24 protein-coding genes are annotated in these 23,563 nt (G+C 62.9%); 11 read left to right on the top strand and 13 right to left on the bottom strand.

All coding sequences use genetic code 11. From position 1 onward, the window contains the following. The first annotated feature begins 172 nt into the window (after positions 1-172). On the top strand, positions 173-793 hold the full coding sequence (locus RYH70_RS16185; protein ID WP_317009406.1) for a nucleotidyltransferase family protein: 621 nt from the start codon (positions 173-175) through the stop codon (positions 791-793). 38 nt (positions 794-831) lie between these two features. Here the strand turns inward: RYH70_RS16185 and RYH70_RS16190 are convergent, their stop codons facing one another. From RYH70_RS16190 to RYH70_RS16210, 5 genes are all read right to left on the bottom strand, one after another. Further along, complete coding sequence (locus tag RYH70_RS16190; RefSeq protein ID WP_317009407.1) at positions 832-1,755, bottom strand: XdhC family protein; 924 nt, start codon at positions 1,753-1,755, stop codon at positions 832-834. 38 nt (positions 1,756-1,793) lie between these two features. After that, positions 1,794-4,085, bottom strand: coding sequence for a xanthine dehydrogenase family protein molybdopterin-binding subunit (locus RYH70_RS16195; RefSeq protein ID WP_317009408.1), 2,292 nt, complete (start codon positions 4,083-4,085; stop codon positions 1,794-1,796). Next, positions 4,086-4,556, bottom strand: a complete 471-nt coding sequence (locus RYH70_RS16200; protein ID WP_022996319.1) for a (2Fe-2S)-binding protein — start codon at positions 4,554-4,556, stop codon at positions 4,086-4,088. A gap of 281 nt (positions 4,557-4,837) precedes the next feature. Beyond that, entirely contained in the window at positions 4,838-5,101 is a 264-nt protein-coding gene (locus RYH70_RS16205; protein ID WP_022996320.1) for a hypothetical protein, read from the bottom strand. A gap of 28 nt (positions 5,102-5,129) precedes the next feature. Next, positions 5,130-5,906: a DUF899 domain-containing protein gene (locus RYH70_RS16210; RefSeq protein WP_055098991.1), complete on the bottom strand. Its 777-nt coding sequence runs from the start codon at positions 5,904-5,906 to the stop codon at positions 5,130-5,132. Between the two features lie 88 nt (positions 5,907-5,994). Here RYH70_RS16210 and RYH70_RS16215 point away from each other — a divergent pair, with 88 nt between their 5' ends. Together RYH70_RS16215 and RYH70_RS16220 are read left to right on the top strand one after the other, a co-directional pair. Then, positions 5,995-7,215: a helix-turn-helix domain-containing protein gene (locus RYH70_RS16215; protein WP_055098992.1), complete on the top strand. Its 1,221-nt coding sequence runs from the start codon at positions 5,995-5,997 to the stop codon at positions 7,213-7,215. A 36-nt stretch (positions 7,216-7,251) separates the two neighbouring features. Next, positions 7,252-7,881 (top strand): Vgb family protein, encoded by a 630-nt coding sequence (locus RYH70_RS16220; RefSeq protein ID WP_022996323.1) that lies wholly within the window; start codon positions 7,252-7,254, stop codon positions 7,879-7,881. A 118-nt stretch (positions 7,882-7,999) separates the two neighbouring features. On the opposite strand, the gene RYH70_RS16225 is transcribed toward RYH70_RS16220, so the two are convergent. After that, positions 8,000-8,848, bottom strand: a complete 849-nt coding sequence (locus RYH70_RS16225; protein WP_317009409.1) for a DMT family transporter — start codon at positions 8,846-8,848, stop codon at positions 8,000-8,002. A gap of 336 nt (positions 8,849-9,184) precedes the next feature. After that, positions 9,185-9,622 (bottom strand): PACE efflux transporter, encoded by a 438-nt coding sequence (locus RYH70_RS16230; protein WP_022996325.1) that lies wholly within the window; start codon positions 9,620-9,622, stop codon positions 9,185-9,187. Positions 9,623-9,711: 89 nt separating this feature from the next. Here RYH70_RS16230 and RYH70_RS16235 point away from each other — a divergent pair, with 89 nt between their 5' ends. Beyond that, on the top strand, positions 9,712-10,590 hold the full coding sequence (locus RYH70_RS16235) for a LysR family transcriptional regulator (RefSeq protein ID WP_022996326.1): 879 nt from the start codon (positions 9,712-9,714) through the stop codon (positions 10,588-10,590). Between the two features lie 12 nt (positions 10,591-10,602). Here RYH70_RS16235 and RYH70_RS16240 read toward each other — a convergent pair whose 3' ends face one another. The 3 genes from RYH70_RS16240 to RYH70_RS16250 form a co-directional block, all read right to left on the bottom strand. Beyond that, positions 10,603-11,772 (bottom strand): tetratricopeptide repeat protein, encoded by a 1,170-nt coding sequence (locus RYH70_RS16240; protein ID WP_317009410.1) that lies wholly within the window; start codon positions 11,770-11,772, stop codon positions 10,603-10,605. A 2-nt stretch (positions 11,773-11,774) separates the two neighbouring features. Further along, positions 11,775-12,863: a tetratricopeptide repeat protein gene (locus tag RYH70_RS16245; protein ID WP_080531470.1), complete on the bottom strand. Its 1,089-nt coding sequence runs from the start codon at positions 12,861-12,863 to the stop codon at positions 11,775-11,777. A 92-nt stretch (positions 12,864-12,955) separates the two neighbouring features. Further along, positions 12,956-13,528 (bottom strand): carboxymuconolactone decarboxylase family protein, encoded by a 573-nt coding sequence (locus tag RYH70_RS16250; protein ID WP_022996329.1) that lies wholly within the window; start codon positions 13,526-13,528, stop codon positions 12,956-12,958. A 92-nt stretch (positions 13,529-13,620) separates the two neighbouring features. Between RYH70_RS16250 and RYH70_RS16255 the strand changes: the two genes are divergently transcribed. Beyond that, complete coding sequence (locus tag RYH70_RS16255; protein ID WP_022996330.1) at positions 13,621-13,947, top strand: winged helix-turn-helix transcriptional regulator; 327 nt, start codon at positions 13,621-13,623, stop codon at positions 13,945-13,947. A gap of 47 nt (positions 13,948-13,994) precedes the next feature. After that, positions 13,995-14,846, top strand: coding sequence for a DMT family transporter (locus RYH70_RS16260; RefSeq protein WP_022996331.1), 852 nt, complete (start codon positions 13,995-13,997; stop codon positions 14,844-14,846). On the opposite strand, the gene RYH70_RS16265 is transcribed toward RYH70_RS16260, so the two are convergent. From RYH70_RS16265 to RYH70_RS16275, 3 genes are read right to left on the bottom strand one after another with little or no spacing between them, the layout of a single operon-like run. Further along, entirely contained in the window at positions 14,810-15,757 is a 948-nt protein-coding gene (locus RYH70_RS16265; protein ID WP_317009411.1) for a bile acid:sodium symporter family protein, read from the bottom strand. The two genes, RYH70_RS16260 and RYH70_RS16265, sit on opposite strands and share 37 nt — an antisense overlap. A 53-nt stretch (positions 15,758-15,810) precedes the next feature. Beyond that, positions 15,811-16,581 (bottom strand): serine O-acetyltransferase, encoded by a 771-nt coding sequence (gene cysE / locus RYH70_RS16270; protein WP_022996333.1) that lies wholly within the window; start codon positions 16,579-16,581, stop codon positions 15,811-15,813. Positions 16,582-16,610: 29 nt separating this feature from the next. Beyond that, positions 16,611-17,378: an RNA methyltransferase gene (locus RYH70_RS16275; RefSeq protein WP_317009412.1), complete on the bottom strand. Its 768-nt coding sequence runs from the start codon at positions 17,376-17,378 to the stop codon at positions 16,611-16,613. A 153-nt stretch (positions 17,379-17,531) separates the two neighbouring features. Here RYH70_RS16275 and suhB point away from each other — a divergent pair, with 153 nt between their 5' ends. From suhB to RYH70_RS16300, 5 genes are all read left to right on the top strand, one after another. After that, a complete protein-coding gene (suhB, locus tag RYH70_RS16280) occupies positions 17,532-18,353 on the top strand; it encodes an inositol-1-monophosphatase (protein ID WP_022996335.1) in 822 nt (273 codons plus the stop codon). Between the two features lie 193 nt (positions 18,354-18,546). Then, on the top strand, positions 18,547-20,001 hold the full coding sequence (locus RYH70_RS16285; RefSeq protein WP_022996336.1) for an NAD-dependent succinate-semialdehyde dehydrogenase: 1,455 nt from the start codon (positions 18,547-18,549) through the stop codon (positions 19,999-20,001). 60 nt (positions 20,002-20,061) lie between these two features. Then, entirely contained in the window at positions 20,062-21,240 is a 1,179-nt protein-coding gene (locus RYH70_RS16290; protein ID WP_022996337.1) for an isocitrate/isopropylmalate dehydrogenase family protein, read from the top strand. A 79-nt stretch (positions 21,241-21,319) separates the two neighbouring features. After that, positions 21,320-22,570, top strand: a complete 1,251-nt coding sequence (locus RYH70_RS16295; RefSeq protein WP_022996338.1) for an aspartate aminotransferase family protein — start codon at positions 21,320-21,322, stop codon at positions 22,568-22,570. Continuing rightward, positions 22,567-23,538 (top strand): D-2-hydroxyacid dehydrogenase, encoded by a 972-nt coding sequence (locus RYH70_RS16300; protein WP_317009413.1) that lies wholly within the window; start codon positions 22,567-22,569, stop codon positions 23,536-23,538. The genes RYH70_RS16295 and RYH70_RS16300 overlap by 4 nt, the downstream gene beginning before the upstream one ends. Positions 23,539-23,563: the final 25 nt, after the last annotated feature.

Below are 23,563 nucleotides of genomic sequence, written 5' to 3' on the forward strand. Positions count from 1 at the left end.
GGCGACCAGAACCAGCCCGCCCGTCAGGCGGAAACCGCCCCGCCGGTTTCCGCCCATGAACCTTTCAGCCCACCTTCAATCAGACAGCAGCCTGCTTACGGATAGACACCGTTTAACTTTCAATGGGACGGCGCCATACTGCCTTTCCTGAATACGGATAAGAGGGCTATCGGTGCCAGGCGGGAAGATCACGGTTGCCGGTTTGCTGCTCGCCGCCGGCGAGGCCCGTCGCATGGGGCCAGGCGGTCAACATAAACTATTGGCCGAATTCGACGGTTGTGCGCTGGTGAGACGATCGGCGCAAACCCTGTTGTCGTCCCGTCTTCACCCGGTCATCGTCGTCACCGGACATCAGCACTCACGAATCGGGTCGGCACTGCTGGGGCTCGAGGTGGAACAGCAGTTCAATCCCGCCTATGGCACCGGTATCGGCAGCTCTCTGGCCCGCGGGTTTTCTCATCCGGCGATCACCAAAGCCGACGGCACTCTGGTAATGCTGGCCGACATGCCGGCGATCAACCCGGGGCATATCGACCAACTGGTCCAGACATTCCGCCAGCACGGCGGCAACGTGCTGGCGCGCGCAAGCTGCAATGGACAACGCGGCAATCCCGTTATCATTCCCAAGGCCCTTTATGGCGCCATGCGGCACCTGTCCGGCGATAGCGGAGCGCGGTCATTGATCGAGCGGTCGGAGCTGCCGATCGTCGACGTGGAAACCGGTCCCGCCGCGCTTCTCGACGTCGACACGCCCGAAGCGGTCATCCGGGCAGGCGGCGAGCTGAAAAACTGACCACCGCCAGCGCCTGGCACGATCCACCCTACCGATATTCAGACGAACGTCGCCAGGCGCGTCGCGGCGACATCGGCGAGCACCGAGATGGCCAGGGACGACGCCTCTCTTGCCGGCCCGAACAGGCCAATCGGCGCCTTGATCCGAGCCACGTCCTCATCACTGAAACCGAGGCCGCGCAAGCGTTCGATACGTTTGCGATGGGTTCGGGTACTGCCCAGGGCGCCGAGGTAAAAGCCTGGGGCGTTCAGCGCCTTTTCCAGGAACGGCAGTTCCTCGTCCAGATCGTGATGCAGAAGCACAATGGCGCTATAGGCATCGGCCACCCCGTCCAGCCCTTCCGCGGCCCGGGAGGGGTCCAGAACGACGGCATCATAGCCCGAGCACTCCGCCAGCAGGGCAACGCGTTCCGCTTCGATACCGCGCCCCGATATCACCACGCGCGTCACCGGACGGTAGACTGAAACAAAGGTGTCATCATGCCACCCCGCCTGTTCGGGCGGCTCGACGCAGCTCAACGATTGCTGCCGTGGCGAGTAAGCCAGCCCGGCCGGACGGCGCTTGCCGAGACACTCGATAACCTGATTGATGGCATCGATGTCTCTGAGCACATGAAGGGCGATGGTGATGCCGCCTCCGCAGGGCAGCACGATGTCAAAAAATGGCGAGCCCTCGCCATAGAGCACGGAGCGATCACGGCCCTCGGATATGGCGAGAAGCGCCTCGGCCGCGACGGCCGCTTCCACACAGCCACCGGAAACGAAGCCGGCGAATTCACCCTCCTCGGTGACCACCACCTGCGAGCCGAGCGCGCGCGCCGCGCCTCCCCTGATGCCAACCAGCATGGCGATCGCCACGCCGCCGCCACGGAAACTGGCCCGCGCGAATTTCAGCAGTTCCAGCGGATCATCGGTCCGCAACGTTCGGACCGGCGATGTGTTGACCCAGTGGTTCTCCTTCAAGGCCGGCTCCGAAACAGATCAATCCACGGCCGCGACATTCAGACCACCGTCCCCACCGGCAGACTGCGCACGCGCTTGCCGGTGGCGGCGAAGATGGCATTGCACAGGGCCGGGGCCACGGGTGGCACCGGCGGCTCGCCCACACCGCCAGGCGGCAAATCATGGTCATCGTTGACCAGATGGGTACGTATCACCCGCGGCGATGCATTGTGGCGCAGCACCTGATAGTCGTGGAAATTGCTCTGCTTTACCCGTCCTTTCTCGAAGGTAATCTCGCTGGTGAGTGCCAGACTCAGCCCCATTACCGCGCCGCCTTCCATCTGTGCACGAATACGCTCGGGGTTGATTTGCGGACCACAGTCCATGGCCATATCCACAGCCAGAACCCGGACCCCGCCCTTCTCGTCCACGGCCACCTCGACCACGGTGGCGGTGTAGCTCATGAAGCTGTAGCAGAAAGCCAGGCCCAGACCATGCCCCTTGGGAAGCTCGCGCCCCCATTTGGCACCTTGGCAGGCGGCCTCAATGACGCCGCGCAAGCGGCCTGTATCATAAGGATAGCGTTCCGGAGACTCGGTGTAGTTCCAGGTGTCCGCCATGTCGCCGGGATCGATCTGGCGCGCTGGACCGATCAGATCGAGCGCGAACTGCCGGTGGTCCTTGCCGGCGCGATGCGCCAGTTCGGCGATGAAACACTGTGCCGCGAAGGCATGGGGGATATTGGCCACCGAGCGGAACCAGCCGATGCGGGCGTGGGCGGCAACCTCCGCGGTTTCAACCCGCACGTTCGGGATCTGATAAGGCATATTGATGGCCGACATGGCCGACTCGAAAAGCTGCTGCCCCTTGGCGCCCTCGGCGAACAGAGAAGCGATGGTGGGGGCGGCACTGCGGTGCAGCCAGGACCGAACCTTCCCGCTCTTGTCGATGACCGCTTCCAGCCGTTCCGCCGAAACGGTGTGCAGGTAGTCGTGGTGGATGTCATCTTCGCGGGTCCACACCAGCTTGACCGGTGTCCCCTCGGGCATGGCCCGGGCAACAATGGCCGCTTCATCAACATAGTCCGGCTTGGATTTCCGGCCGAAGCCGCCTCCCAGCAGCAGCACGTTGACTTTGACATCTTCCGGCTTGAGCTTCAGCCGGGTGGCCACCGCGGTCCGTGCCGCCTCCGGGTTCTGCACCGAGGTCCAGACCTCGGCACGGCCCTCCTTGATTTGCACCGTGGCTACCGGCGGCTCCATTGACGCATGCGCCAGGTGTGGGATGTAGTACTCAGCAGCGAACCGCTCCGTCTCGGCGGTGCCGTTCCACACACTCACGGCGTCACCGTTATCACGAATGGTTTTACCCGTTGCGCGAGAGGCCTCCACCAGTGTCCTGCGGAAATCGACGGAGTCGTAGCCGCCGTTGGGGCCGTCGTCCCATTCAATCTCCAGTGCCTCACGGCCCTTGATCGCGGCCCAGGTGTTGCGTGCCACCACGGCAACGCCGCCCAGCGGCTGAAATGCCGGCGCCCCCTGGAAAGCGGGAATCTCCACCACTTTCAAAACACCGGGCACGGCCAGCGCTTTCTCACTGTCGAAACGGCGCAGCTTGCCGCCCACCACGGGCGGGCGCGCCACCACCGCGTAGACCATGCCGGGCAAGCGCATATCCATGCCATAGGTAGCCTGGCCCTTGCCGATGGCCTCCAAGTCAACCAGGCGTACCTGATTCTTACCAATGTAGCGATAGTCGGCGCGCGCCTTGAGTTTAAGCTGTTCCGTCCCGGGTACCGGTTGCCGGGCCGCGTCGGCCGCCAGCTCGCCATAGCCCAGGCGGCGCCCGGAGCTCGGGTGAACCACTTCATGCCGCACCGCCTTGACCTCGGCCACGGGCACCGACCAGCGGGCAGCGGCAGCCGCTTCCAGCATCTGCCGGGCCGCCGCGCCCGCGCGCCGCATCGGCATCAGAAAATGACGCATGCTACGGGAGCCGTCCACGTTCTGGTTGCCATAGCGGGCCTCGTTGGCTTCCGCCTGTACCACCCGCACCCGATCCCAGCTGGCCTCCATTTCATCGGCCACCACCATTGGCAGGCTGGTACGCACGCCGGTTCCCATCTCGGCACGGTGCGCCACGATGGTAACAGTGCCGTCCTCGGCGATGGACACGAAGACCAGAGGATCGTCCACCGTACCGCCCGGCATGGAGTCGGCACCGTACTTCTTGGAATCGGCATCAGCGGCTCTGACGATGGTAACCAGACCACCCGCCGTCACCGCCAGCGTCAGTGCTCCCAGGCTGCCCTGGAGGAAACGGCGCCGCGAGAGTTGTATGGTCGTGGACATTTATTCGCCTCCTTGCGCCAGACGATCCGCCGCCTGCAGGATAGCGGCGCGAATACGAGGGTAGGTGCCACAACGACAGATATTGCCCCCCATGGCACCATCAATCTGTTCTTCCGTGGGCGCCGGTGTGGTCTTGAGCAGCCCCACCGCCGTCATGATCTGACCCGCCTGACAGTAGCCGCACTGGGCCACATTGTTCTCAATCCAGGCTTGTTGCACCACCTGGCCGACACGGTCGGACTCCATGCCTTCGATAGTCGAAATCGCGCGCCCCGCGGCCGCGGACACCGGCGTGACACAAGAGCGGACAGGCGCCCCGTCCAGATGCATGGTGCAGGCGCCACACAGCGCCATGCCGCAGCCGAATTTGCTACCGGTCATGCCAAGTTCGTCGCGCAGAACCCACAACAGCGGCATGTCGTCGGGAACATCGACCTCCCTGGTCTGGCCATTGACGTTAAGCTGGGGCATGGCGAGCTCCTTTGCGTTGCACAATCAGCGTGGTGACCATAACCAATAAGGGCATGGGCCCCTACCGCATATCAAGAACGATGCAAAAAAACACTCATCCGATTACGACAGTGCCATGGATTCTGTGCCACATTCGTCTCCGGATGCTGTTTTACCAACATCCGCTAAAAAGCGATGTCAGGTCAATACCGCACCTTTGCCTGTTCCTGCCACGATCCCACCGCTTTGAGACAGCACGCTTACACCTACCCAGGCTGCCGGAGACCGATCGAACACTAAAATCAAAACTCGTCGGGAATACTTTGATTCATGCCCGCGCCACGTCGCCACCGACGAAGCAGCCAATCCAGCCATGGCGCCAGATGCAGCATGCCCATCAGAACATACATCGCCGCCATCCCGGTCCACCAGGACGAATCGTGCATCGAATGAGGCGAATCGCTCAGGCCAATCACCAACGCCATCATGGTGCACACAGGCGTGGCCGCGAAGGCGAGAATGCCGGCCACGCTGGAGGCAGAACGCCCTTCATGTCCGTTATTCATCGCGGTTTCTCCCATGCCCGCCCATTACCTACACTTGCTCATAGGCATCGCGGTGCCGCCACCAGACTCCACCGCTTTCGTTGCGCCCTTTGGGAGCCCGATCAAGCCATTGGTAAACTCCCCAAAGACCGTCGAGGCCACGCGCGTAAGTAGAGTAAGTGTGATAGACGACACCGTCTTCAAGTACAAAAGAACTCATGCCCGGCCGGTCGCGTTCAAAGGTCGGTGCGTCCACACCGCACATGGCCGCGAAGATGGCTTCCGCTTCCTCGCCGCCGCCCTCCTTATCCGCGCGCCAGGGCCGTTCCGGCTCACGATGGAAGTTATATTCAATGCCTTCGCTTTGCTGCCGTTTGGTGTACGAGGCGGAAAAGTCGAAGTTGAAATCGCTGTCGTGTGAAGAGGCCCAGGGAAAATCCCACCCCATACGCTGTTTGAACGACCGCAGCTTCTGTAGTGGTGCCCGGGAGACGGCCCACAACATGACATCATGCTGCGCCAGATGCGTGGCGAAACCATTGAAGCCGTCGGCAATCATCGAACAGGATGGACAACCCGCCTTCCAATCGGGCCCGAACATGAAATGGTAGATCAGCAGTTGTGATCGCCCCTCGAACAAGTCCGCAAGGGACGCCTCGCCCTTGTCGGTTTCAAACACATAGCTCTTGTCCACCGGCACCCAGGGCAGGGCCTGTCGTCGCCGTGCCAGCTCATCGCTGCGCCGTGTCAGTTCCTTTTCCTCCCGCAACAGTTGCAACCGCGCATTCAGCCATTCCTCATGGGTTCCAATAGCATGGCTCGTCATGGTGACACCCTCCAAGTGGTTGTTGGTCATGGGCTATGCTAGGTATCAACCAGCGGGCAGCGTGAGTAACAAAGATGGCGGGATTCCGATGGATTCATTGATCACGGCGGCGGCGCGTGCTCTCGCGGCGGGCGATCCGCTGACCGCGCTCAACCAGGTCGCCCTGCGTGATGATGCCGCCGCGCTGGCCATGCGCGGCATCGCGTTGGCGCAACTCGGAGACCTGCCCCGTGCCGGAGCCTTGCTGAAAGCCGCGGGACGGGCCTTCGGGAAGAAAGAAGCCCTGGCCCGGGCCCGCTGCGTCGTCGCCCGGGCCGAGATCGCACTGGCATCACGCGACCTGGGTTGGTCCGAACAGCCCCTTGAGGCGGCAAGATCCACGCTGGAAAAGCACGGCGAGCGGATCAATGCCGCCCATGCCCGACATATCCGAATCCGGCGCCAGCTCCTGCTTGGTCGTCTTGACGAAGCGGAGCGGGGACTGTCCGGGATCGACGCCGCTTCCTACCCTCCCCCGTTGCAAGCCGCCCATGAATTGGTGATCGCCGGCATTGCCTTGCGTCGTCTACAAACGCGGCGGGCCCGGGCCGCTTTTGCCCGCGCCGGCACGGCCGCCCGCCAAAGCGGTATTCCGGCTCTGATCGCGGAGGTGGAACAGGCCGCACTCACACTGACGGTGCCAGCGGCACGTCTGTTTCACAAAGGCCGGCAACGGGCTCTGCTACTTGAGGAAGTGGAAGCGCTGCTGGCTTCCAATACACTGATCGTGGATGAATGCCGCCATCGGGTCCGTAGCGGCGGCACCTCGATCCCGCTTGTGGGACGCCCGATACTGCTCGCTCTCGCTCGCATGCTGGCCGAGGCCTGGCCGGAAGACGTCCCCAGAGACGTTCTTATTGAGAAGGTATTCCGAACCCGCTTTGCCGACGATTCCCATCGCGCCCGGTTGCGGGTGGAAGTCGGGCGTCTGCGTCAGCGCCTGCGAGGTCACGCCGGAATAAAAGCAACCCGCCGGGGCTTCACCCTGACCCCCGAACCCGGCACTGACGTGGCCGTGCTCACCCCTCCGGTGGACGAAAAACACCCCGCCATTCTGGCCCTGCTTGCCGACGGTGAAGCCTGGTCCAGTTCGGCTCTGGCCCTGGCACTGGGCGCCAGTCAGCGTACCGTGCAGAGAGCCCTTGAATCGCTGGCACGGGAGGAGAAAGTGCAATGTTTCGGACGGGGTCGCGCCCGCCGCTGGCTGCTTCCTCCCATTCCAGGATTCACGACAACCTTGTTACTCCCGGCCCCGCTGCCGGGTGGCTAGGATGAAAACACCCAGGGCAGCAACGAGGACAACAGCATGAACACATCATCAGCCGACCTGATCCGCGAATACGGGCCTTTCCCCGACATTGAGGCCGTCCATGGGGTGTCCTTCGACGGCCAGCACGTCTGGCTTGCCACCGGAGAAACACTGACCGCCCTGGACCCCGACAGCGGCCAAACCGGGCGCTCATTGAACGTCCCCGCGGACGCCGGAACCGCCTTCGATGGGCAGCATTTATTTCAGATCAGCGGAAACCAGATCCAGAAGATCGACCCTCGAAGCGGCTCGATCATCGCCACCCTCCCCGCTCCCGAAGGCGGCAACTCGGGGCTCGCCTGGGGCGAAGGCGTACTCTGGGTGGGCCAGCATCGAAGCCGCAAGATCCATCAGATCGACCCGGAAACCGGAGCGATTCTCCGCACGCTTGAATCCAACCGCTTCGTCACCGGCGTCACCTGGCTGGAGGGAGAGTTATGGCACGGCACATGGGAAAACGACGAAAGCGAACTGCGACGTATCGACTCCGACACCGGAGAACTGCTGGAGCGAATTGAGATGCCGGCCGGAATGGGTGTGTCAGGGCTCGAATCCGATGGCCGGGACCGTTTCTTCTGCGGCGGCGGTGGCAGCGGAAAGCTGAGAGCCGTCCGCCGCCCCGGATGATGCAAGCAAACCCATTAAGAGAGGGAGGCGCACCGGGGATAAACCCGTGCGCCTCCCTCTGTCCTTGCTTTTTTTCCGTGCTTACGGTTTTTCACTTCTACGGCTTGGAGGGAACCCGCTACCGCTGGCCATGCACCACCGCCAACCCGGCCAGGATCGCGATCATGCCGGCCAGCGACATTGCCGACAGAGCATTGCCGAATACCAGGTAATCCAGCAGTACCGTCACCACCGGAACCAGATAGAACAGGCTGGTGACATTGACCAGATTACCGGAGCGGATCATCCGATAGAGCAGCAGCTGTGCCGCCACCGACACCCCCAGCCCCATCCATACCACCGGCACCAGGAACCCCACACTCCATTGCCAATGAAAAGGCTGGAACGGGATCAGCAAAGCGCACAACAGCAGCGTCACCGCGTATTGCAATGGCAGCACCTCGCTCGGCGGCAACGCGATACGCTTCTGCCATAACGCGCCGACGGTGACACAAAGCAAAGCGCCCAGAGCAAACGCCATACCGGTCCAGGACAACCTGGCCAGAACCAGACTCTGGTAGACCACCAGCGTCAGCCCAAGCAAAGCCAGCAGCAGTCCCGCCAGACGCCACGGCGAGAAGCGCCGCTCGGTGAGCACCAGGGTGAGAATCGGTTGTGCCCCCAGCACCGTGGCCAGGAGCCCCGGCGTGACTTCATGCTCCAAAGCCAGGAAGTAACACAGGGTGTAAAAACCGATCAGCAGCAGGCCGACGCCAGCCACGGGCAAACGCTGTCCTCGCGGAGGCATCAGACGACCGCCACGAATCAACAGCAGGGCGCCAAGCGCGAGAGCAAAACGCAGAATCAACAGGGCAAGAACCGAGCCGTGGTCCAAACCCCAACGGGTGACGATGGCGGCACTGCCCCACAGCAACACGAACGTGGCCATGGCGCCCTGGGCCGCCCAAAAGGTATTTTCCGTTTTCATCAAAGCTCATCCATCGAATACGAACGGTCCCGACCTGACGCCGCGGAAACCGGGCGGCGAAGCCGTTAAAGCAGGTCAGGGAGGTAAATCAGCGGTATCAGCCGCGAACGACTTGGCGTACTACGGCAACGGATGTCCGAACCGCGGTGACGACGGAGGAAACCGGTGGGGACATGCCATGATCGCGTACGCGGTCGCCGGGGAAGCGGGCAACTACAGCGACAAGGCGTGCGATCACGTTCATGGGGGAGGATCCGTTCGTTCAGGATTTAACGGTACCCATGTTAATACGGAAACCGACCATGCACCAGTATGATGCATGGCCGCCTCTCATCGTCATACCGCCGCTTTCGCCATCGGTGACACCGGAAACACCCGGTCATAAGCCCAGTTGAAGCTGAAGGCATAGAACAGATAGAACAACACCATGGCGAGGTCCATCAGCAGGGCCTGCAGCAAACCGATCCCCAAATACCAGGCCACCATCGGCAGCAGCATTACCAGCAGGCCGCCTTCGAACAGCACTGCATGCCCTACCCGCATACGCAGGGTTTTCCTGGTATGGCCCAACCAACGCAACATGGCGTGATCAAACCCCAGATTGAAGACAAAGTTCCAGACCGTGGCGATAGTGGCGCCCACCACGCCCAGCACGCCCATATGGCCGACTGGCAACTGAAACAGGTAAGCGCCCACCGGGACCATGATTGCCAGGCCGATCAGCTCGAACAATACCGCGTGACGGACCCGGTCCTGAGTCGTACGCAATGCCATGATGAAACACTCCTCACTGGTTTGACTGGCGCCTAATCTATCTTCAATATTGCAGAAATAAAGTTAGATACCATCTTAAAAACAGATAGATGACTGTCTCCCTGGACCAACTACAGGCCTTCGTCATTGCCGCCGAGACGGGCTCGTTCTCCGCCGCCGCCCGGCGTTTGCACAAGGCCCAATCCGCCGTCAGCACCCAGATATCCAACCTGGAGGAGGATCTTGGGCTGGCATTGTTCAGCCGTGCCGGACGCAGCCCCACACTGACCCCGGCCGGGGAACGCCTGTTACTGGAGGCCAGGGTAATCCTCGACCGGCGTGAACATTTGATCGGCGTGGCGCGCAGTTTCGAGGCTCATGTGGAACAGCGTCTGGTGGTGGCGATCGACGAAATTTATCCGGAACGGATCATGGCCGAAGTGTTCGCCGAATTCGCCGAACACTTCCCCCACGTGGAGCTGGAGTTGCTGTTTCCCATGATGGAGGACGTCAGCCGCCTGGTATTGACCGGCAAGGCCGACCTTGGTGTCATGTGGCGGCAGGAAATTCTGCCCACCGAGCTGGGATTCCAAACCCTCGGCTGGGTGCCGATCAAAATGGTCTGTGGCAAACACCATCCCCTGGCAAAGGTACGGGTGGATTGGGAAGACCTGAAACGCCATCGCCAGATTCTGGTGGCGGCGCACAGCGACGGCCCCGAGAAACAACGTTTACGAGTAGCGCCGGAAGTGTGGTGGGTGGAAAGCCACTGGGTGATCCTGCAGTTGGTGCGACAGGGAATCGGTTGGGCCTTCGTCTCCAGTCACGTGATCGAGGCATCGCCGGTGGCGGCGGATCTGGTGATTCCGGAACTGCAGTTCGATGACTTTGATTTGCCGGTGGCGGTGGAATTGGTCTGGCACAAGCAGCGGCCCAGCGGCCCGGCGGCCAAATGGCTGCGGGAGCGATTCGCCGCTACTCGCATCTGACGCGGGCTCCCTTCAACGAAAGGCCGGTGGTAAAGGCTTCCCCAATTTGAGCACCGCCTGTTCGCTACCGAAAGCCAGAGCCAGTTCATACCATTGGCCGGCAAGCTCCGGGGCCTTGGCTGTATAACGGCCCTGCTCGCAGAAGGTCCCAAGCAGATACAAAGCCGGCGCGAAACCATCACGCGCCAGCGCCTGATAGGTCTCGATCACCTGCGCCAACGCAATCCCGGGAATCGGCTCGCCGTCGATCTCCGTGACCGGTAACGTGTCGGTCTCGAAATAGCGCGCAATCCGGAAACGGGCTTCCGGCCGGCCCGACCCCATCGCCTGTATCCAGTAGCGAAACGCCTGTTCGGCCCGCCCCCGGGAAGGCGTGCCCCGCTCATAAATTTGTGCCAGGCGCACCGCGGCTCGCCCATCCCCCTCCTCCGCGGCCTGCTGATAAAGGGGCAGCGCAGCCCGCAAGCTGGCCTTCGAAGCCAATCCGAATTCCGTCATATACGCCACGGCGTAGCGTGACGGTACGTGCCCCAATTCCAGGCCACGGCGCCACCAATGCAGCGCCCGCTCGTGATTGCGCGGCGCGTTTTCACCATGGAAATAGCTCCAGCCCACCGCGTAGGCGGCGGTGGCCGATGATGGCCGATCACCGGCGACGGCGGCCCGGCGCCACAGCCTTATGGATTCAGATACCTCACCGTCGGAGACGGCGGTATGGCGATGCATGCCAAGCAGTAGCAAGCCGTCGGCGTATTCTTGATCCGCGGCGCGCTGATACCAGCCCACCGCCTTTCGCGTATCGCGGCCCTGGGGCAACCTTCCAAACTCCCACTGCACGCCATACCAGACCTGAGCGGCGGCATGCCCGGCCTCGGCCAGAGTCACCAAAGTGGTCCGGGCATCAGCCACCGCCTGAATATTCTGTCCACTGGAACGATAAAGATGGAAGAGCGCGGCTCGATAACGGTCATCCTCGGAGACCGGCTCCACCGGCAACGTTTCCGGAATGTCCGCCTGATACAAATCATAATAATAGCGGGGGCGATCAACCGGCTCTTTACGGCCAGGTTTGATGATGATTTGTTCCGGTCTCAACGAGATCAGCGTTGTCGATTCATCGGCTGCCGCGGTGCCGCCCAGAGACAGAATCAGCAATGCAAACGCGCATGCTCGCCATACCATGATCATTGCGTTTCGCCCCGGTATTGCGTGAGCCATTGCCGCACTCTCGGCTCCACCTCATTGCGCCGTGCCGCAGACAGCATCGCACAGGCGATTTCCTTATTGTTCATGCCCTGTTGATCGCCCAATTCAGCAGCAACCGCAAACCAGAAACAGGCTTCATCAAGATCCTCATCCACACCCGTGCCTTCATAATACAGCGCGCCCAGACGCACCTGTGCCTCGGAGACTCCCTGCGCCGCGGCAAGCCGATACCAGTACGCTGCCTGCCGCGGGTCAGGTTCCATGCCGATACCGGTTTCGAGGATGTAACCATAGCGGGCCTGGCTGCTGCCGACACCTGCCCGCGCCGCATCCAGATAGTAGCGGTTGGCCACGGTCTGATCCGCGGTCACGCCTTTTCCTTTCTCGTACATCCAGGCCAGATTGTTGAGGGCATCGGTGACCCCCAGCTCCGCCGCGCGACGGGTGAACGTCAACGCGGTGTGCGCATCGGGCTCAACGCCTTCGCCGTTCATGTACATGATGCCAAGCGTGTGTATCGCCAGAGCATGACCGTGCCCCGCCGCCGCCCTCATCCATTCCAACGCTATGCCGTGGTCCTGAGGAACACCATTGCCAAAGTAATGGGCGTTACCGGTTTGATAAAGCTGGTCCGCGTCAGCGTTGGCATCATGGGCCAGGATGGCCGGCTCCACTGGATGGCGGCATTCGCTATCCGGGGTCAACGCCAAACCCAGGTCCCGCAGCATTTCCCGGGCACCCTGATGGCCAACCAGGGCGGCGCAGTCCAGCCAGGAAACCGCTTCCATAAGGTCACCGCTCTCTTCCAGATAGGCATTCCCCAGGCGGAAGCGGGCTTCGGTGTCGCCGGCGCGGGCCGCTTTCAGGTACCGTTCTCTTTGCACTGGCGGCGGCCGTTGTTCTTTCGCATCGTCCTTTGCCGTGACGGCCGCAGACGGCTCCCGCGGGTCACCTGCGGACGGAGGCAGTTCTTCGTCGAACAGCACCGCCCAAGCCGCCGCTTTTCCCGTTACAAGAACGGACATCAGGGCGCCGACGCGTAACGCGGTCACTATCCACGTTTTCATTTTCGTATTCCCTGGTTCAGCGGCTGCCCTGTTTCCAGCAAGGCTAAAGAGATTCAGACCACACTCCCATAGTCCAAATGGACTAGGGCCTGTCAGGAACCGGTCGCGCCCTCCCTGGGAAAGCGCGCCGCCCAGGGCTCCGGCGCCAGCCGCGCGGTGTTGGCGATAAAACTGACAGTGGAATAGAACCCGCACAAAGCAAGCACTTCCAACTGCTGTTCGGTTTCCCAATGCCGGACGAACAGCGAGTGCGCCTCCTCACTCAAGTTGCCTTCGCCATGCAGTTCATCAACCACCCGGATCAAGGCTTGTTCCTGTTCGGTCCAGCACGGCGCTTCCGCGGTCCCGTGCCGAGTGGCAACCAACTGCGCGTCATCCAGCCCCGCGGCTTTGGCGAACACCCTGGCGTGCACTCCCCATTCGTACTCGCACCCGTGATGCGCCGTGGTGCGCAGAATGACGATTTCTCTGTCCCGTAATGGCAAGGGGCTGTCCTCGTCCAGCAATCCCGCCGCGCCGAGTTTGCGTAACAGACGGGGACTGCGGGCGAAAACCCGGAACAGGCTTAACACCTCGCCGTCCCGCTGCGGGTAGTGCTTGTCCAGTATCGCTTGAGTCTTGGCGTCGAAGGGCGGTCCCGAAAGGGGCCTCAAATCGTGTGTCATTGTCGTCTCCCGGCCGCTACAATATGTGTAGCACACATCTCAGTGTCCGCTACTTTTTATGTAGCAGTCAAGTCACTCGATAAGGAATCGCCATGGCCAGGAAGACCGTCAGCCAATCCGTCCGGGGATCGACCACCGGCCGCCCGATCATGGTATTGCTGGATATTCTCGGGCAACGCTGGACGCTCCGTATCTTGTGGGAACTGCGGGATGCCCCCCTGTCCTTCAGAGCCTTGCGTCAACGCTGCGACCAGGTGTCGCCCACGGTCCTGAATGATCGATTGAAAACCCTGCGCGAGCTGGATCTGGTTCAACGGGAAGACGGAACCGGTTATCGTCTCAGCCAGGCCGGGGAGGAACTGGAGAGCACACTGCTGGCGCTCAACCACTGGGCCGAAAAGCACTGGGCCGGGCGCTGAGCCCCCCTCTGCTTTGCCCCATCCGGCACCGGAAGGAAGATTCATTGATGGATCGCACTCAACTGCGGGGAACAGGATACGCCTTCGCCACCAGCGCGCTTTGGGGGGCCACCGGTATCTGGGTGGCACTGCTGACGGTTTTGCCGGTGTCTTCCACGCTATTGTTCCGCTTCCTTACCGCCGCCGTGCTACTGGCACCCGCACTGCTGCTCTCCGGCGGTATCCACAAACCCAATCGCCATGGCTATGGCGCGGGAGCCCTGCTGACTGGCTATTATCTGTTCGCCACCGTCGGTTTTTATTTCAGCAATGTGGTCAGCGTCTCGCTGCTGGTATCCACCTCACCGTTCTTCGTGATGTTGATTCGTGTTTGCCGACGGGAGACGTTACGCGGCCAGGAGATAGTCGGGGGAATTCTGGCTTTTGCCGGTGTGCTGGTGCTGATTGGCGGCGGGACGGCGGAGACCGCCGGGCGCCTTCCCGCTCTCGGTAATTTCTGCGGCCTGGGCGCCGCTGTGACCATGGCACTGTATTCATTGGCCGGGCCGCGTTTGCAGGGCCAGGGTTGGACCGTGGTATTGATCAGTTGCCTGCTGGGCGCCCTGATCAGCCTGCCGTTCGCCGCACCGACACTGACATTGCCCGATTGGCCGCAATGGGGATTGTTCGTGGGCCTGGCGCTGTTCTCCACCCTGGCCCCTGGCTATCTCTACCCGCTGGCCTGCCAGCGCATCACACCCACGGCCGCCACGGTGATCCGCCTGAGCACACCGTTTTTCACCGCCCTGTTCGCCTGGTTGATCCTCGGCCAGACCCTGGGGCTTCACCATTTGCTTGGCGCGCCACTGATGCTCGCCGGGGTTTATCTGACGTTGCCACGGGCGTCTTCACCGGCCTGAACCGCTTCGGCGGACTCCTCCTGACGCCGCCAATACCAGGCCAGCACGGCGCCGGAGAGGTTGTGCCAGACGCTGAACAAGGCACCCGGCAAGGCGGCCATGGCGGTAAAGTGCTTCACCGCCAGCGCCACGCCGAGACCGGAATTCTGCATGCCCACCTCGATGGCGAGGGTGCGGGCACGGCGCGGGTCGAAACGGAACAGTCTGGCGACACCATAGCCGGCGGCCAGGCCGATGCTGTTGTGCAGCACCACCGCCAGCATCACGAGCGCGCCTCCGCTGGCGATGCGGGATTGGTTCAGAGCCACGATGATACCGATCACCAGGACGATGGCGGCCACGGAAATCAGAGGAAAGGCATCCCGCACCCGATCCAGCCGCGCTCTCAGTAAGGAATTGATCAGGGTGCCACCGACCACCGGCAGCAGCACGATCTTCACCAAGGAGAGCAACATGGCGGCCACCGGCACCGGCAGGGTTTCACCCAGATACAGCCAGACCAGCGCCGGTGTCGCCAACACCGCCACCAGGGTGGAAACAGCGGTCATGGCAATGGAGAGCGCCACATCGGCGCGGGCCAGATAACAGATCACGTTGGAAGCGGTGCCACCGGGGCAGGCGCCGACGATCACCAGTCCGACCATCACCTCCGTGGGCAGGGCCAGGACCTTGGCCACCAGCAGCGCGGCCAGCGGCATGACCAGGTATTGCAGAACCACTCCCAGGCCAATGACGCCGGGCGCCCTGAACACTCGCAGGAAGTCTTCCCAGGTCAGGGTCAGCCCCATGCCGAACATGATCACCATCAGCAGCGGCACGATCCAGTCGGACAGCGCCGCCAGCGGCGCCGGCATGAAATAGGCGAAAATGGAAAATAAAATCGCCCACAGCGGGAAAAGTCTCGCGATCATGCCCTGCCCTCGCTATCTGATGTTGTTGTTCTGGATACCGTCGCGCGGGAGTGTCAGTCGGTGCCCTCCCGGGCCTTGATGGACTCGAAGTCCTCATCCTTCAATTCCGGCAACTGCTCGTCGCAGCCCTGGATGCCCTGGCGGCGCAGATTCTCGCAGACCCGGTCCAGCTTACCGTCCACCGCGTGCATATGATCCAGCAGCGTGCCAATGGCCTCCGCCACCGGGTCGGGCATATCGTTGCTGACGCCATAAGCCTGGAAGCCGATCTTCTCCGCCATTTCCCGGCGATTGCGCTCCTGCTCGTTGGCTGGCTGACGAATCACGCGTCCGGGAATACCAATCACCGTGGCACCTTCCGGCACTTCCTTGGTAACCACGGAGTTGGAACCGATCTTGGCGTTCTTATGCACCACGAACGGCCCCAGCACCTTGGCGCCGGCGCCGACCACCACGCCATCTTCCAATGTCGGGTGGCGCTTGCCCTTGTTCCAGCTGGTGCCACCCAGGGTGACGCCGTGATAGAGCGTGACGTCGTCACCGATTTCCGCGGTTTCGCCGATCACCACCCCCATACCGTGATCAATGAAGAAGCGCCGGCCAATGCGCGCGCCCGGATGAATTTCGATGCCGGTCAGCCAGCGGCTGAAGGTGGAGATCAGGCGAGCGAGCAGTTTCATACCGTGCCGCCAGCACCAGTGCGCCAGCCGATGGAACAAGACGGCGTGCAGCCCCGGATAATTCAGCAACACCTCAAGGGTGTTACGCGCCGCCGGGTCACGGTGAAAGACGGATTGGATGTCCTCTTTGATCTGCTCGAACATAGTTACCTCAGAGAGCCTGTTTGCCTGCTCTATGAGCGGTCATCCAGGGCCTTGTCAATGGCCACCAGGGTGCCGCGCAGGATATTGATTTCCATTCTGTCGGGGCGGGCGCGCAGGAACAATCGCCGCATGCGTGTCATCACCTGGGCCGGTTTTTCCGGGTCCAGGAACTCACTGCGCACCATGATCCGCTCCAGATGATCGAGGAAGTGCTGGACGGCATCGTTACTGGCCACCGGCTCGTCCCAGTACATCCGGGGTGACGTCATGGTGGCGCGATTGGCCCGCGCCGCCTTCGGCACGGTATCGTCGTCGGCCAGTACCAGACGCAGTTCATAAGCAATCAACTGCACCGCCGACGCCACATTCAGCACACCATACTCCGGGTTGGTGGGCACGGAAACATGCAGGTTACAGCGGTGCAGTTCTTCGTTGGTCAGGCCACGATCCTCACGTCCGAACAACACGGCTATACGGGCGTCGGCGGGCTCCTGCTCCAACTGTTGGCCGAGTTCGCGGGGTGTCAGACAAGGCCAGGGAATACGGCGGTGGCGGGCACTGGTGCCCACCACCAGAGTGGCGCCTTCCAGGGCTTCGTCCAGGCTATCGCAAACCCGGGCCGCGGCGAGAATGTCACCAGCGCCGGAGGCACGGGACGTAGCTTCGGCACTGGGGTAGATCTTGGGCGTCACCAGCCGCAGATCGCTCAGCCCCATGGTCTTCATGGCACGAGCCGCCGCACCGATATTGCCCGGGTGGGTGGTCCCCACCATCACCACGCGCACGTTGTCTAACATGATGTATCCAAATCGCGGGAAAGAAAGGGAGTTTAACAGATTCTCACCTGCCCACAGTCCTCCGCCTCTGCTAAACTTCGCGGCAATATGGCTCCTGGTGCCCGTTCAAGGTCGCCGGCCCGAACCGCTCTTTTAAACCGACAGGATACCGGCATGCACGCGCCGCAAGTGAACATTGCTCTGCGAGCCGCCCGCCAGGCGGGCAATCTGATCCGCCGCGCGGCGGAGAACAACGATCCCCTGACCGTGGATCAAAAGGGCATGAACGACTTCGTCACCCAGGTGGACCGGGCGGCGGAAGCTCGCATCATCGAGGTGATTCGCAAAGCCTATCCGCAACATGGCATCCTCGCCGAGGAAGGCGGCGAAATCACCGGCACCGGAGAAGGTGCCGACTATCAGTGGATCATTGACCCTCTGGACGGCACCACCAACTTCATCCACGGTTTTCCGCAATATTGCGTTTCCATTGCTCTGTCCATCAAAGGCCGGGTCGAGCACGCGGTGATCTACGATCCACTGCGCGATGAGGAATTCACCGCCAGCCGCGGCCGCGGCGCGGCGCTCAACGGCCGCCGTATCCGGGTCAGCAAGCGCGCCGGTCTGACCGGCGCCCTGATCGGCACCGGTTTTCCCTTCCGCGCCGACCAGGTCCAGCACCTGGATGCCTATCTCGGCATGTTCAAGTCCATCGCCGAATCCACCGCCGGCCTGCGCCGTCCCGGCTCCGCCGCCCTTGATCTGGCCTGGGTCGCCGCCGGACGCATGGACGGTTTCTTCGAGATCGGCCTGGCGCCCTGGGACATGGCCGCGGGCACACTGCTGATCACCGAAGCCGGTGGCCTGGTGGGCGACCTCGCTGGCGGCCACGGGCACCTGGACTTTGGCCATGTGGTGGCCGGAGCGCCCAAGGTCTTCAAGGGCCTGCTGCAGAAAATCCAGCCCCATCTCACCGCGGCCCTGCGCCGCCAGTAAGCCCGCGCGGGCCCGCTCCCGGCGGGCCCGCCGCCCGCCTGTTTTTCTCGATCACGCTGATTTGTAAATCCGATTTACCAAGGGATGGGATTGCGCGCCGGGCTCTGCTAGCGTAACCCTATACCTCTATTTTCACGGGCGCGGCCACAGGCCGCGCCTCTTGCCTTTGATGCGCTTTCAGGAGAGCCACACCATGACCCAGCACAACCTCAAGGACTCTGATCTGTTCCGCCAGCAGTGTTTCATCAACGGGCAGTGGTGTGATGCCGAGGGTGGCGCCACCCTGGACGTGGATAATCCCGCCACCGGAGAAATCATCGGCACCGTGCCCCGCATGGCGGAAGAGGGAACCCGGCAGGCCATCGCCGCCGCCGACAACGCCCTGCCCGCCTGGCGTGACAAAACCGCGGAAGAGCGCGGTAAACTGCTCTACGCCTGGTATGAGTTAATGATGGCGCACCAGGACGACCTGGCCACCATCATGACCCTGGAGCAAGGCAAACCGTTCGCCGAATCCAAGGGCGAAATCGCCTATGCCGCCTCCTTCCTGAAATGGTTCGCCGAGGAAGCCCGGCGCGCCTATGGCAACACCATCCCCGGCGCCCGTCCCGGCCAGCGTATCGTGGTGATCAAGCAACCCATCGGCGTCACCGCCGCGATCACGCCCTGGAACTTCCCCTCCTCCATGATCACCCGCAAGGCCGGCGCCGCCCTGGCCGCCGGCTGCACCATGGTGGTCAAGCCGGCCAGCGCCACCCCCTATTCCGCGCTGGCGCTGGGTGAACTGGCCACCCGGGCCGGCATTCCCGCCGGTGTGATCAATGTGATCACCGGTTCCGCCGCCGCCATTTCCACTACCATCACCCAGTCTCCGGTGGTGCGCAAAGTCAGCTTCACCGGCTCCACCGAAGTAGGCAGCCAGTTGATGGCACAGTGCGCCGAGCACATCCAGAAGGTGTCCCTGGAACTGGGCGGCAACGCGCCGTTCATCGTCTTCGACGACGCCGATCTGGACAAAGCGGTGGAAGGCGCCATCGCCAGCAAGTTCCGCAACACCGGGCAAACCTGTGTGTGCGTGAACCGGTTCCTGGTACAGGACGGCGTACACGATGCCTTCGTGGAAAAACTGGCGGCGGCGATCAATCAACTGAAAGTGGGCGATGGCTTCGAGGATGGCGTCACCCAGGCACCGCTGATCAACGGCGGCGCGGTGAAAAAAGTGCTTGAGCACATCGAGGACGCCAAATCCAAGGGCGCCAAGGTCGTGGTCGGCGGCGCCGCTCATGAACGTGGCGGCAACTTCGTGCAGCCGACGCTGATCACCGGCGCTACCCAGGACATGGAGTTCTGCCACGAGGAAACCTTCGGGCCGCTGGCCGCGGTGATCCGCTTCCAGGACGAGCAGGAAGCGATCCAACTGGCCAACGACACCCCGTTCGGTCTCGCGTCTTACTTCTACAGTGAAAACATCCATCGCGTTTGGCGCGTGGCGGAAGCACTGGAAGCCGGCATGGTGGGTATCAATGAAGGTCTGATCTCCAATGCCGCCGCCCCGTTCGGCGGGGTCAAGGAATCCGGTCTGGGCCGTGAAGGCTCCCTGTACGGCATGGAAGAATATCTGGAAGTGAAATACCTCTGCATGGGCTGATAACGTATGAGGTAACAGCCACGGCGGCGCGTCGGCGCCGCCCGTTTCAAGGAGCCGCCCATGGTTTCCATCGCGTTACTGCCAGGTGATGGTATCGGCGGCGAGGTGATGGCCGCCACCGTGCCGGTCCTCGACACCCTGATGCAGCGGCACCGGTTGCCGCTGGATTACCGGGTCCTCCCCTGGCCCGCCACCGAGTGGCATCGTCAACACGGCAGCATGATGCCGGACGACGCTATCGATCAGTTGCTCGACTACGACGCCTTGCTCTTGGGAGCGTTGGGGGATCCTGGCCCACTGGATCAACCGGACCGCTACCGTCTGCCCGACAGCGTTTCCCTGGCCCCCCTGCTGACGCTGCGTAAATCGCTCAATCTCTGGGCCTGCGAACGCCCCGCCCGCTATTACCCCGGCGTCCCCCGCTACCTGTCCGATCCGCGCGCCAGGGAACTGGACATGCTGGTGATCCGGGAAAACAGCGAAGGGGAATACGCCGGCCAGGGCGGCCGTCTGCGCGCCGGTACCGAAGATGAAATCGCTACCCAACTGGAAGTGTTCACCTACGCCGCCACCGAGCGGCTGATCCGCCATGCTTTCGAACGGGCCCGGCAACGGGCGCGGGAGCGCCGCGATGAAAAGCGCGTGCGCGCGTTCTCCGGACCCGGGGGCGAAACCCGGGAATCCCAGGTTTGCCTGATCACCAAACGCAATGCCCAGGCTTTCTGGGGCGATCTCTATGACCGCGTCTTCCAGCAGGTGGCGACGGAATACGCGGATGTGGCTACCCATCACGAGCTGGTGGACGCGGCGGCGATGAAATTCGTCCAGTGTCCCTGGCGCTTCGATGTGGTGGTAGCCAGTAACCTGCACGGCGACATTCTTACCGATCTGGCCGCGGTCCTGGCGGGCGGTTTGGGGGTGGCGCCCTCCGCCAATATCAACCCCGCCGATGCCAGTGTGCCGGCGCTGTTCGAACCCACCCACGGCTCGGCGCCGGATATCGCCGGCCGCAATCTGGCCGATCCGCGCGCCACTTTGTTCAGTCTGGCACTGTTGCTGGAATGGTTGGGACAACGCTCGGTCGCCACCGCCGATACTAAGAACTCGAACGAAAAAAACCGGCTTTTTTCTAGCGCGGGCCACCAATTGCATGAGACGCTGATAACGGATCTCGCTGCCGGACATCCGGCCAGCGGCACCGACGCCGTGGGTCGGCGTATTGCCAACGCGTTACGGTAATCCGAGCAGCGCAACGCGGTATCGACCCGAGCCACGGGGCTTAGAGCCTGTTTAGGGTCTCGGCACGGAGGAGAGAGCGATGCATCATCTGTCTCCATTGCTGGTGCAATCCAGCGGCATCTGCGCGGAGCGCGGTGAAGGAAGCTGGTTGTTCGATGCCGAGGGGCATCGCTGGCTGGATTTCACGTCCGGCATCGGCGTCACCGCCACCGGCCATTGTCACCCCAAGGTGGTGGCCGCCGCCCAACAACAAGTGGCCCGGCTGGTCCACGCTCAGTACACCACTGTCACCCACCCCAATATGCTGCGGCTCAGCGACCGGCTCAGCGAGCATCTGCCCGCCGGCCTCGACGCCGTGGCCTTCTCCAACTCCGGCAGTGAAGCGGTGGAGACCGCTATCCGGCTAGCGCGGCACGCCACCGGCCGCCCCAACCTGATCGCTTTTCAGGGCGGCTTTCACGGTCGCACCCTGGCGGCGGCCTCGCTGACCAGTTCCACCACCAAGGTGCGCAGCGGGTGGGGGCCGATGATGGCAGGAGTGTTCTTCGCGCCGTTCCCGCACACCTACTTGTACGGTTGGGATGAAGAAGCCACCAGCGCCTTTTGTCTGCGTCAGCTCGACGAACTGCTGTTGACCCAGAGTCCGCCGCACGATACCGCCGCGCTGATCATCGAACCAGTACAGGGAGAGTTCGGTTACTACCCGGCACCGGCCTCGTTCCTGGCCGGTCTGCGCGAGCGCTGCGACCGCCATGGCATCCTGCTGATCGCCGATGAGATTCAGGCCGGTTACGGCCGTACCGGCCGCTTCTGGAGCCACGAGCATGCCCGGATCCAACCGGACATGGTGGTCACCGCCAAGGGACTGGCCAGCGGTTATCCATTGTCCGCCGTGGCCGCCGCCAAGGGCTTGATGGCCCAGGGACGCCCCGGCTCCCAGGGCGGCACCTACGGAGCCAACGCGGTGTCCTGCGCCGCCGCTCTCGCCACCCTGGAGGTGATCGAGGAAGAGGATCTGGTCAACCAGGCCGCCGAGCACGGCCGCTATCTGCGTGAACGCCTGGAGGCACTGGCTCGAAAACACGACGACATCGACGAGGTGCGCGGCAAGGGCCTGATGCTGGGCGTCGAGATGGTCCGCGCCCCCGGCCAGCCCGACGGCGAACGCGCCCAAACACTGTTGTCCCGGTGCGAACAGGCCGGCCTGCTGCTGCTGCGCTGCGGTACCCATGGTCAGGTGGTGCGCTGGTTACCCCCTCTGACGGCGAGCCGCCAGGAAATCGATCTGGCGGTGGATACCTTCGAAGACGCTCTGGAGAGCAGTGCATGACGTTGCCGCGCGTTACCGTATTGCTGGCCGAGGACGAGCCTGATCTGCCCGGCCTGGAAAGCCTGGAAGGCCTGGCCCGGATCCACCAGCACCGTGGCGTCGATGGTCTGGCGCCCCGGCTGGCGGAAACCGATGTGCTGGTGGTCACCGACTTTCGCGTCGACGCGCTGGAACGGGCCTGGCCCTCCCCCTGTCCGATTCGTTGGGTGCATGCCACCAGCGCCGGCGTCGACGCACTGATGATTCCACCCTTGCGGGACAGCGATATTCCGGTCACCAATGCCGCCGGCATCTTCGATCGCGGTATCGCCGAATACGTGCTGGGTGCCCTGTTGCTGTTCGCCAAGGACACTCTGGGCAATCTGCGCTATCAACGGCAACGGCAGTGGCGACACCGGGAAACCCATATGCTGCGGGACCAAAGCGCGCTGGTGGTCGGCGCCGGTTCCATCGGCCGGGAAGTGGCGACGCTGCTTGGCGCCCTCGGCATGGACGTGATCGGCACCGCGCGTCGGGCGCGGCAGCACGACGCGGCCTTCGCCCGGGTCCATGCCCAGGAGGATCTGCCGGCTCTGCTCGGCGACGCCGACTATGTGATCATCACCGCGCCGCTGACCCGCCAGACCGAAGGACTCTTCAATACCGGCACTTTCGCGCGGATGAAACCCGGCGCGGTATTGGTCAACGTGGGCCGCGGCGCCATTGTGGACACCCGCGCCCTGCTCACCGCTCTGGATGACGGCCACCTCGGCGGCGCCGCCCTGGATGTATTCGAGCAGGAGCCGCTGCCCGCCGATCACCCGCTCTGGGACTATCCCAATGTGATGATTTCCGCCCATATGGCGGGCGACGCCAAAGGCTGGCGCGCCGCCCTGGGCCACCAGTTCGTGGACAACTTTGAGCGCTGGCGCCGGGGGCAGCCCCTGCGCAATCCGGTGGATACTCAGCGAGGTTACGGTCAACGCTGACCTCTCCTCCTGCCGTTCCTCCACC

The organism is Alloalcanivorax xenomutans (assembly GCF_032810065.1).
Lineage (GTDB): Bacteria > Pseudomonadota > Gammaproteobacteria > Pseudomonadales > Alcanivoracaceae > Alloalcanivorax > Alloalcanivorax xenomutans.

Coding starts and splice junctions, on each gene's coding strand:
- RYH70_RS16195 (WP_317009408.1), bottom strand. CDS start 4,085: ATGTCCACGACCATACAACTCTCGCGGCGCCGTTTCCTCCAGGGCAGC.
- RYH70_RS16200 (WP_022996319.1), bottom strand. CDS start 4,556: ATGCCCCAGCTTAACGTCAATGGCCAGACCAGGGAGGTCGATGTTCCC.
- RYH70_RS16205 (WP_022996320.1), bottom strand. CDS start 5,101: ATGAATAACGGACATGAAGGGCGTTCTGCCTCCAGCGTGGCCGGCATT.
- RYH70_RS16210 (WP_055098991.1), bottom strand. CDS start 5,906: ATGACGAGCCATGCTATTGGAACCCATGAGGAATGGCTGAATGCGCGG.
- RYH70_RS16215 (WP_055098992.1), top strand. CDS start 5,995: ATGGATTCATTGATCACGGCGGCGGCGCGTGCTCTCGCGGCGGGCGAT.
- RYH70_RS16220 (WP_022996323.1), top strand. CDS start 7,252: ATGAACACATCATCAGCCGACCTGATCCGCGAATACGGGCCTTTCCCC.
- RYH70_RS16225 (WP_317009409.1), bottom strand. CDS start 8,848: ATGAAAACGGAAAATACCTTTTGGGCGGCCCAGGGCGCCATGGCCACG.
- RYH70_RS16230 (WP_022996325.1), bottom strand. CDS start 9,622: ATGGCATTGCGTACGACTCAGGACCGGGTCCGTCACGCGGTATTGTTC.
- RYH70_RS16235 (WP_022996326.1), top strand. CDS start 9,712: ATGACTGTCTCCCTGGACCAACTACAGGCCTTCGTCATTGCCGCCGAG.
- RYH70_RS16240 (WP_317009410.1), bottom strand. CDS start 11,772: ATGGTATGGCGAGCATGCGCGTTTGCATTGCTGATTCTGTCTCTGGGC.
- RYH70_RS16245 (WP_080531470.1), bottom strand. CDS start 12,863: ATGAAAACGTGGATAGTGACCGCGTTACGCGTCGGCGCCCTGATGTCC.
- RYH70_RS16250 (WP_022996329.1), bottom strand. CDS start 13,528: ATGACACACGATTTGAGGCCCCTTTCGGGACCGCCCTTCGACGCCAAG.
- RYH70_RS16255 (WP_022996330.1), top strand. CDS start 13,621: ATGGCCAGGAAGACCGTCAGCCAATCCGTCCGGGGATCGACCACCGGC.
- RYH70_RS16260 (WP_022996331.1), top strand. CDS start 13,995: ATGGATCGCACTCAACTGCGGGGAACAGGATACGCCTTCGCCACCAGC.
- RYH70_RS16265 (WP_317009411.1), bottom strand. CDS start 15,757: ATGATCGCGAGACTTTTCCCGCTGTGGGCGATTTTATTTTCCATTTTC.
- cysE (WP_022996333.1), bottom strand. CDS start 16,581: ATGTTCGAGCAGATCAAAGAGGACATCCAATCCGTCTTTCACCGTGAC.
- RYH70_RS16275 (WP_317009412.1), bottom strand. CDS start 17,378: ATGTTAGACAACGTGCGCGTGGTGATGGTGGGGACCACCCACCCGGGC.
- suhB (WP_022996335.1), top strand. CDS start 17,532: ATGCACGCGCCGCAAGTGAACATTGCTCTGCGAGCCGCCCGCCAGGCG.
- RYH70_RS16285 (WP_022996336.1), top strand. CDS start 18,547: ATGACCCAGCACAACCTCAAGGACTCTGATCTGTTCCGCCAGCAGTGT.
- RYH70_RS16290 (WP_022996337.1), top strand. CDS start 20,062: ATGGTTTCCATCGCGTTACTGCCAGGTGATGGTATCGGCGGCGAGGTG.
- RYH70_RS16295 (WP_022996338.1), top strand. CDS start 21,320: ATGCATCATCTGTCTCCATTGCTGGTGCAATCCAGCGGCATCTGCGCG.
- RYH70_RS16300 (WP_317009413.1), top strand. CDS start 22,567: ATGACGTTGCCGCGCGTTACCGTATTGCTGGCCGAGGACGAGCCTGAT.